This window comes from Streptomyces sp. H27-H1 (assembly GCF_026627445.1).
Classification (GTDB): Bacteria; Actinomycetota; Actinomycetes; order Streptomycetales; family Streptomycetaceae; genus Streptomyces.
The window spans coordinates 1-8133 of sequence record NZ_JAPNLJ010000103.1; the positions used below are offsets into that span (position 1 = coordinate 1).

The following is an 8133-nucleotide window of genomic DNA, read 5'->3' on the forward strand; positions in this document are numbered from 1 at the left end:
CACCAGCCGCACCCACCCCGGCCGCACCGTTGGCACACACCTGGCGTGAGCAGCCGGACGGACAACCGCGGACGCGCCCCCGCCCCCCGCCGGGCAGGACACGGGGGCAGAAGCAGAGCGCGGCGGATCCTGACCGGGGCCGTCAGAACGCGAAGACGGCGTTCCCGTTGAGGGTGGCGGCCATCGCGCACGTGTTGGAGAAGGTGTGCTTCCAGGAGACGCGCTGCCCGTTCCAGACACCGTCCGCGGTGACCGTGACAGGTTCGTAGACCATGGGACATGCGCGGTCGGTGTCCGGCGTGGCCAGCAGGGTGTCGAAGGTGCCGGCGGCCGCGAGGGACGCGCAGGCGGCCTTGGGGTCGGGGTGCGTCCCTGCAGCCGTCGGTGCGCAGCTGAGGATGGACGCCCGTACGACGGTGGCCGCGTCCTCGCCCTGGGCGACGGCGAGGACCAGGGCGGAAGGGGCGTAGAGGCTGGCGGGCTTTGCCTCCGCAACGCCAGTGGCGCCAGCCAGAGTCAGGAGGACGGCAGCGGAGACGGCAGCGATGCGGTGACGCACGACGGACTCTCTTTCAATTCAAAGGATGGGTGTGTCGGTTGGCTTCGTTATGTCGACCGAACATCGCCGAGCTTGCCGGATCCAAAGGTGCCATGCACATCGAACGCCGGTTTACAGACATTCCGTTCGATTGCCAGTTACCGAATGGTCGTTCGGGCAGCTCAGGCGGGGTGCCTGGTAACGAACTTCGGAGGGAGGCAGGCGCCGGAAGCCACACCGGACGGTCGCACACAAGCCGCTGACCTGCTGTCAGTCGCGCAGGGTTAACCGATCATCTATCCAAAGTGACCGGATAGCGCCGCTGGGAACACCGTACGTACCGAGCCGATCTCTCAAGTGCGGCCGACAAGACCGGCGGTCACGTCACGTCGCGGCGCCGCACGGCCCGAAGAGGTGACGAGCACGACAGCGAACCGAGGAAGACGGACGGGCCGGCGGCGGGGATGGGCTCGCGGGCCATGACAGGGCGGTTCTCAAGCCAGGCTTCGATGGCTTGAGAACCGCGTCTTTGAGCTTGACCTCGTGCACGGCCAGGGCCAGGCGCCGGCGCAGTGGGGCGGGGAGCGTGGTGGTGATGGGGACCTGGGCCACCGGCTGCCCGGGGGGCGGGCGCGGCCGGGGCTGGCGGGAGCTGGTGGGCGTCGTCGACGGGGTTGTACTTGGGCATCAGCCGTGGCTCCCATGAGGGTGTCGATCCGGGGACGGGCCCAGAAGTAGATGTCGGCGAAGGTGTCGGCGGCTTTGCGGCCCTCGGCTCCGTCGGCGCGCAGCGGGCGTGCTCGGCCTGGTTCTTGATGACGACCAGTTCGTGGACGCGGGTCGGGCACACGGCGTCGTCCCACATCTGGGTCATCTGGGCGATGCGCGAAGGAATCTTCCCTGCTCGCCTCCGGCAGCTGCCGCGATGTGGCCAGGCCCGGCACTCTCGCGCCGCTCGTTTCACGTTTCGTCGTGGCTGAGGACAGGTGCGGCCCGGTGGGGGCGGGACCCAAAGCGCCGGCGGGAAGCCGCGGAACGCTATATGCCCTCGTCGTCCTCGATGTCGAACGGCAGCGGTATCGGCGACGCCGTCATGCCCACCCGCCGCCGACCCGGACCCGCCCCGAGCTGACGACGCGAAGCGGGGGCCGGCGCACGCCACGCATCAGGCAGAACCAGCGCCACCACCGGCTCGACGGGCGGCGCCAGCTCGTAGTCACCATCCGCCACCCGCAGCACTGGGACCGACTCCCCACCCGCCGCAAAGTCAGTCACTTTGCCCGGTGATTCCGGCCGCTGATCAGCAAAGGCGCTGACTTTGCTTGTCCTGCGAGCGCCCGGCGGACAGCGACAGCGGTCGCGGCCTCGATCGCCTTCTGCGTCCTGCGCGCTTGATACGCCGCCTGCTTGCAGGAGGCCGAGCAGTAGATCACCGCCTTCGTGCCCAGCGACTGGCGGACCACTCGGTCCGGCTTCTGCCAGAACTGGCAGAACTGGCAGCACTAGGCAGATCCGCTCCCCCCGGGAGTTCCGGGGCACGTCGTGCTTCGTCGTGCCGTCGACCGTATCCGGCGAGCTGTCCAAACTTTCTCTACTGGATCAAGGCGCCTTCGGCGGCCCGCTCCTGTCTCCGCCCCGCTCACCTCCGACACCCGGGCCGCCGCGCGGATACCGCACGGGTCCCTCCCACACCTGGGGCTCGGACTGGAGGTCGTCGTCCTCCTGATGGCAGGGGCACGCGCAGACCAGTCCAGCGGACCGGCCGGGGCATTCCTCGTGAGCGACTTCGGCGGGGCGGTCTTCGTCGCACTCGGCGAAGACCAGGAGGTAGGAGTCATCGAAGGACGTCATGCCGCCCATCCTCCCCGGGCTGGCGTCGCCGCGCGCATCCTGGGACCCACCACCCCGAACGCTCGAACGAATTCCGCGCAGCAGAAACAGCCCTGCGCTACAACCCCTGGGCCAGCCACGCCAGACACCCCTCCGCGTGGACCGTGGTCACCAGCACCGTGCCGCCCAACCAGCCACGCACCCGCTCCACCGAACAACAGTCATACTCTGAGCTTGTTCCGCTTGACGGACACCGTTGTTGTGGTGGTCAGGCCGCCAGGGCGGTCTCGTAGTCGGCGGGGCTGCGGTAGCCGAGGCTGCTGTGCAGCCGATGCAAGTTGTACCAGCTCTCGATCCACTCGAATATCGCGGTGTGGGCGGCGACCCGGCTGGGCCAGGGATGGTCGTCGCCGAGCTCGTTCTTGAGGGTGGAGAAGAACGATTCCGCGAGGGCGTTGTCCCAGCCCTCTCCGGTTCGGCCGACCGACAGCCTGACGCCGAAATCTGCTGCCAGGACGGCGAGTTCACGGCTGGTGTATTGCCCGGACTCAATCGGTCGTTGCAACACCGGCTTGTTGGGTCAAGACTAAAAGTGTTCGTTGAGGGCTTCGGCAGGTGTCTTCCATCCGAGGGTTTTGCGGGGCCTGCTGTTGAGGTCGAGTGCGACGGCCTCGAGGTCGTCTGCCTGCCACCGGGACAGGTCGGTGCCCTTGGGAAAGCACTGCCGCAGCAACCCGTTCGTGTTCTCGTTCGTGCCGCGTTGCCATGGGCTGTGCGGGTCCGCGAAGTAGATCTCGAGACCGGTGTCGACGCGGAGCCGGGCGTGCTGTGCCAGCTCCTTGCCGCGGTCCCAGGTCAACGAGCGACGTAGTTGCCCGGGCAGCGTGGTGATCGTTGCGGCGATCGCGTCCCTGACGGCCTCGGCGCCCAGAACGGCCAGCGCCGGCCCGTTCTTCACCCTTCGGCTCGGCTCCATCCGGGGCAGTGCAGCAGCATGGTGAACCGGGTCGTGCGCTCGACCAGAGTGCCGATGGCGGGCGGGGCGGGTCAAGGAGAGGGAATCCGCAGGTGAGGTACGTAAGGGGGCTGGTCGCCACACCGCGGCCGGAGTCGCTGTGCTCATGATGGCGGGCTGCGCGGCGAAGGCGCAGTCCACGGATGACAAGCGTGCTGGCACACCTCGGCTGGTGGCCTCGCGGGTGCCGAGGAGCTGCCGGAGAGACTGGCCGCAGACGGCAGACGATCGTGGTGGGCGACCCGGCCGCGGCAACCACGGTCCAGCTGTACGAGGACCCGCGCTGTCCGGTCGTTGAGGAGTTCGAGGCGACCGGTGCCCCGGCTCTACGCGAGATGACACTGCGTCGCAAGACGAAGACCGAGTACACCCTCGCGTCCTTCAGGGATGACCGCGTGGGCGGAGACGGATCGAAGAGGGCGGTTGACGCCCTTCGCGCGGCCCTGGATGCGGGCAAGTTCACCGAATACCACGCGGGTGCGGTAGCTGGCAGGGGCCGCAGACCCAGACCGCCATAGGCTGGCTGGTGCGGTTCGGCGCCCTCCGAGTGGGCAGTCATCTCGCCTTTCACCTGGAGAACGTAGCCCAGCCCGCGGTCTTCCAGGCCGTGGCGGAAGTCCGCCTTCGCGCCATAACCCGCGCCCGTGACCAGAGCGGAGGGCCGCAGTCCGATGCCGGCGAGTTCGTCGAGCATGTCCAGCGCGAGCCGCCATTTCGGCCGGTGATGCTCGGTATCGGGGATCCGGCAAGCCTCCCGACGCGCTGCCGCGTCCGGTCGTCCCAGGAGGCGGGCAGGAACAAACGCCAGGCCAGCGGGCACGAAGCGGTGTCGGAGGCCGCATGGACGCTGGCGTCGATCTGGCAGTTGCCGACCTTCCCCAAGGTCCCCGAGTACCGCCGGGCCACCCCTGCGGACGCCTTGCCGTCCTTGGGGAAGTCGGTGTCGTCGACCACCCACACCTATGCGGGCGGACCGTCGCACGGCCCGTCACGCGAGTCGGGCCCGGACGTCTTGGACCGGCCAGATCGAGGACGTTATGAACTGCTGCAACTGCTGATGGTCCACGCCGAGGCGTTCGGCCATCGGCTGCATCGACTAGCGCCGGCCATCCAGCAGCAAGCCCCGCAGATACAGGCCACCCTCGACCCGCTGATCCCGCCGCACCAACGGCGCGAACACCTCGGAGGTGAACTCCTTCAACCGGACCCGAAACGCAGCAAGTTCCCCAGCCCTCATACAACCAGCGAACTACCAGACACCCACCGTGACAAGACCAGCTAACAAAGTCGATGCCGACCCCGGCCGCGTGTGCGCCGGCAAGGAGGCGGGCGACGTCCCCGTGGATGTGGAAGCGGTCCATTGGGGTGAGTCGCAGAGGGCCCGTGCGACGGGACCGACCCTCTCTGCTAGCGGCTGGTATCAGCAGCTAGCTATGATGGGGGAATGGGAAAGCAGACGAACATCCGGCTGGACGACTCCGTCAAGACAGCCGCCGAGGACAGGGCCAAGCGTCGCGGCTTGAGCCTGCAGGGGTATGTGGCTGATCTGATCGAGCAGGACGTGAACGAGTCGCGTGCCGCGTTCATGGCCGGCGCCTCGGCGTTCCTGGCCGCGTACGCAGATGAGTTCGAGTCAGAGTTGGGCGAGGACCGGTACCCCGGTCTCCCGGTGGAGCTGTCGGAGTCTGTGCCGAGGGATGCCGCGTGAACCTCCGCATCGATCTGGCCTGGATCTTGGCAGTGGCCCAGCAGATCCCGGGAGACCCCCAGGTAGTGGACTACGGGGTGCCAGTGGCAGCGGACGCACGTCACCGTGCGGAGGTCCTGGACCGTGAGGTTTACCCCGAGCCCTATCACAAGGCGGCAGCACTGTTGTGCGAGCTGGCGAGGAACCCGAGTCTGGAGGCGCGGAACCTGCTGTTCGCGGCCACGGTGACCGCCGCCTTTCTGTCGGCGTGCGGCCTCCCGGTCAGCCCCGGCCTGAACAAGGTTCTGCCCCTGGCCCGCGCGGCGAGGGAGGGACTGCCTGTGCGGGAGGTCGCCGCGCAGATCAAGTCCTGGACGAGCTGATCACCGACACACCTCGTCACAGAGCCGGGGGAGGTCCCGCTCCGCACCAGGGGTTGGAGGTTCACCGGCGTGCGGAGTGCCTGGGCCTGCGCGTCCTGGTCGTCGGCTGGCAGCCTCAGCCCCAGCAGTTCATGGCCCAGGTCGCCGGCATCCGCGGAGCGGGCTCGGCTACCGGGGAGCGGTGCGCACTCGCGGGCTTGCGGCGCCTGCTCCAGGAACGGGCACAACGCGCGCGGGACCTCGCGGCCTTCGGACCCAAGGACGTGCCCGCGCGCCCAGTTGCGCACGGGCGAATGTCCTTGGCTCCGCTCCGCCACTCGGTCACATAAGGACCGGGCCTGGGCCTGTCGATGAACGTTACTACTTGCCCTTCGCGGATTCGTTGAGCTTCGAGCCCGCTGAGACCTTCACGCTGTAGCCAGCCGGGATGTCGATCGGGTCGCCCATCTGCGAAGCGCCAGCCCTCTTTGACCAGGTACTGGAGGAGCTGGGACTGCTCTTCCAGCCGCCCGCTGATCCTCGGGCCGCAAAATGGGCCATGGCCCACTGGGTCACCGGTCAGATCGCCGACGGAACGCTGGACCCCGCCACCGGCACCCACCTCATCTGGGCAGACATCGCCTACGACCTCGGCTATATCACGGGGAGGCTGCCGGGATTCGTCGAGTTCGATGTAGGCCCCGGGTACGGGAGCCGCGACGGGTGGGGGACCTTTGCGCAGCGCCAACGACAAGGTCCGCACCGGCGGATCAGGCGTCGGCTCCGGTCAAAACTTCGGCTGGGGATCCGTCCACGCCCACTGACCACAACCGGACCCCGGCATCCGCCCAGATAGGCGCGGCCGTGACGCATGGTCCCTGGGACGGTACCGGGGCTTCGACCGCATTCGCCTTCAGCCTAGGAGCGCAGCTGCTTCTCGGCGGGCTTGGCCCAGCCAAGTGTTGCGTTCTTCGTCTGTCGAGTCGCTGACGGTTTGGAAGACCGTCCGGCGCACGTCGCGGACACCGACGTAGGGCAGCATGCAAGCGGCCCAGATCTTTTACAGCGGGTCACCGAACTCGGACTCCTTCCGGCCGGCGGGAGTGTCGGAGGTGTTCAGCACGAGGGCCTTGGCCGCCTTGAGCAGTCCGGCCGGTTCTCCTTGCGCTGCCGCCAGCTTGTAGGCCACGCCCGGCACCAGGACCCGCTGCACCCAGCTCCCGCTCGGACACCCGTAGCGCGCCCGCGATCTCCCGGTTCTCCTCCCCGCCCTCGAAGCGTTCCACGGCCAACAGCCGGATCCGCTCCCGCGCGGCCCTCTCGACGTCGGTCAACCCGCCACCAACCCGCCACCCTGCGCGTACCTCACAGCCCAGGACTACCGAAGCCGCCGGGTCACTGTCAGGCGAATGGCCCCGACATCACCCAATCAAGTTCAGGTAGCGTTCCGCCTTCCTTAGGACTCGGCCAAGAGAGCCCGACATAGAGTGGTCTCCATTCAGTTCTGGCGGCCTGGAGGCAGGCGTCATTCCTAGAGTTTTGAGGCTGTTGGTGCTCGCTGAAATCACCACACTGAGAGTCCGCGACAAGAGCGCGGCGAAACGTGCGGCCTACGCCCTCCTGGCCGGCCTCGCCGTCTATGTGCTCGCCGTCTGCACCCGCGGGGGGCAGCAGATCGAGAACAGGCTGCTCGAACTCAGCCAACCCGGAATCGGCAATCGCGCTCCCGGATTCTCCAGAGGAAGTTTCACACCCTCAGTCCTCCCCCCCGATCATGTGCTGATAATCGGCGGAACGCTGATACTCATGCTGTGGATGTTCCGGAAGGGGCGCCTTGCGCTGTGGGCTCTGCTGACACTCGTCGGCTCCTGTGCCACGGCCAGCGCGTTGAAGGCTGCCCTACCCCGCCCTGCGCTGGATCCAGATCTTGCGTACGCTCTCCACAACAGCGCGCCCAGCGGCCATGTCACAGCCGCCACGGCCCTCGCCCTGATCCTGCTCGTGGCGGCGCCGCGCAGGCTCAAGCCCGTCGCAGCACTCGGCGGGACCGTGATCGCGTCCCTGGCGGCCTATTTCGTCCAGTCCTCCGGGTGGCATCGCCCGTCCGACGTGCTCACGGCCGTGGGAATCACGCTCTTCTGGGCCTTCATCGCGCAGGCGTTCATCTTCGATGTCGCCGCCGTCAAGCCCGGACGTAACCCAAAGCGATTCCTTCTCGTGGGCCTTGCCACGGTTTCCGCAGCCGTCGCGGTGCTGTGGGCATCAGGACGCCACGATCCTCCCGGACTGATTTCCTTGGCCACCGCTTTCGCGCCTTGCGTTGCGGTCGCCGTTCTTGCCGTATCCGGCCCCGGTGCGCGGCCCGCGAAGAAATCCGCCAGAACAGGTCCGAGAAGAGTCGCACGACTCTCTACCGGGAGCCGGTCCAGGACCGCACCGTCAGGCGACGGTCTCCGCGCGGACCCCCGCCGGGCCGGATCGGCCTGACCGGAGACCCGCCGGGCAAGTGGCTGAGGACGTTCGCCTGATACCAGCAGATACTCATCTGGTGCACCTATACGGGATCCCGAAAGGCCAGGGCTGTTGCAAAGTCGGATTGATCTTGTAGACGCGCTGGTGTGGCCGTGTGACGGTGTCCGGCGGAGGCGCTACGAACGCAACGAAGCTCCCGTTGATGCGGGTGACCTTGCCAAGTCGCCTG

Annotated in this window: 8 protein-coding genes and 3 pseudogenes; 4 read left to right on the forward strand and 7 right to left on the reverse strand. The window is 67.8% G+C overall.

Features of this window, described 5'->3' with window-relative positions:
• Positions 1-142: 142 nt before the first annotated feature.
• The 4 genes and pseudogenes from OTB20_RS41455 to OTB20_RS41470 all read right to left on the reverse strand — a co-directional run.
• Positions 143-559, reverse strand: coding sequence for an SSI family serine proteinase inhibitor (locus tag OTB20_RS41455; RefSeq protein ID WP_267825083.1), 417 nt, complete (start codon positions 557-559; stop codon positions 143-145).
• Between the two features lie 1578 nt (positions 560-2137).
• Positions 2138-2389, reverse strand: coding sequence for a hypothetical protein (locus OTB20_RS41460; RefSeq protein WP_267825084.1), 252 nt, complete (start codon positions 2387-2389; stop codon positions 2138-2140).
• A gap of 247 nt (positions 2390-2636) precedes the next feature.
• Positions 2637-2933, reverse strand: a complete 297-nt coding sequence (locus OTB20_RS41465) for a transposase (RefSeq protein WP_420716614.1) — start codon at positions 2931-2933, stop codon at positions 2637-2639.
• A pseudogene (locus OTB20_RS41470) lies at positions 2917-3403 on the reverse strand (IS30 family transposase); the annotation flags it as partial. The pseudogene OTB20_RS41470 and the gene OTB20_RS41465, both read right to left, overlap by 17 nt.
• Positions 3404-3526: 123 nt before the next feature.
• Here OTB20_RS41470 and OTB20_RS41475 point away from each other — a divergent pair.
• Entirely contained in the window at positions 3527-3901 is a 375-nt protein-coding gene (locus tag OTB20_RS41475; protein ID WP_420716615.1) for a thioredoxin domain-containing protein, read from the forward strand.
• On the opposite strand, the pseudogene OTB20_RS43075 reads toward OTB20_RS41475, so the two are convergent.
• Positions 3871-4620, reverse strand: a pseudogene (locus tag OTB20_RS43075) (IS701 family transposase); the annotation flags it as partial. The gene OTB20_RS41475 and the pseudogene OTB20_RS43075 overlap by 31 nt on opposite strands.
• Before the next feature lie 207 nt (positions 4621-4827).
• On the opposite strand from OTB20_RS43075, the gene OTB20_RS41485 reads away from it, so the two are divergent.
• On the forward strand, positions 4828-5091 hold the full coding sequence (locus OTB20_RS41485) for a hypothetical protein (RefSeq protein WP_267825086.1): 264 nt from the start codon (positions 4828-4830) through the stop codon (positions 5089-5091).
• On the forward strand, positions 5088-5453 hold the full coding sequence (locus tag OTB20_RS41490) for a hypothetical protein (RefSeq protein WP_267825087.1): 366 nt from the start codon (positions 5088-5090) through the stop codon (positions 5451-5453). Before OTB20_RS41485 ends, OTB20_RS41490 begins: the two co-directional genes overlap by 4 nt.
• A 360-nt stretch (positions 5454-5813) precedes the next feature.
• Here the strand turns inward: OTB20_RS41490 and OTB20_RS41495 are convergent.
• Together OTB20_RS41495 and OTB20_RS41500 are read right to left on the reverse strand one after the other, a co-directional pair.
• Positions 5814-5903: pseudogene (locus OTB20_RS41495) on the reverse strand (integration host factor); the annotation flags it as partial.
• Positions 5904-6492: 589 nt separating this feature from the next.
• Positions 6493-6621, reverse strand: a complete 129-nt coding sequence (locus OTB20_RS41500; RefSeq protein WP_267825088.1) for a hypothetical protein — start codon at positions 6619-6621, stop codon at positions 6493-6495.
• 362 nt (positions 6622-6983) lie between these two features.
• On the opposite strand from OTB20_RS41500, the gene OTB20_RS41505 reads away from it, so the two are divergent.
• The gene (locus OTB20_RS41505) at positions 6984-7919 is read left to right on the forward strand and encodes a phosphatase PAP2 family protein (protein WP_267825089.1); all 936 of its coding nucleotides are present in this window, start codon (positions 6984-6986) and stop codon (positions 7917-7919) included.
• Positions 7920-8133: the final 214 nt, after the last annotated feature.

What these genes read in the sequence shown, in the direction of transcription:
- OTB20_RS41460 (WP_267825084.1), bottom strand. Translation starts at nt 2,389, where the DNA reads ATGACGTCCTTCGATGACTCCTACCTCCTGGTCTTCGCCGAGTGCGAC.
- OTB20_RS41475 (WP_420716615.1), top strand. Translation starts at nt 3,527, where the DNA reads ATGACAAGCGTGCTGGCACACCTCGGCTGGTGGCCTCGCGGGTGCCGA.
- OTB20_RS41485 (WP_267825086.1), top strand. Translation starts at nt 4,828, where the DNA reads ATGGGAAAGCAGACGAACATCCGGCTGGACGACTCCGTCAAGACAGCC.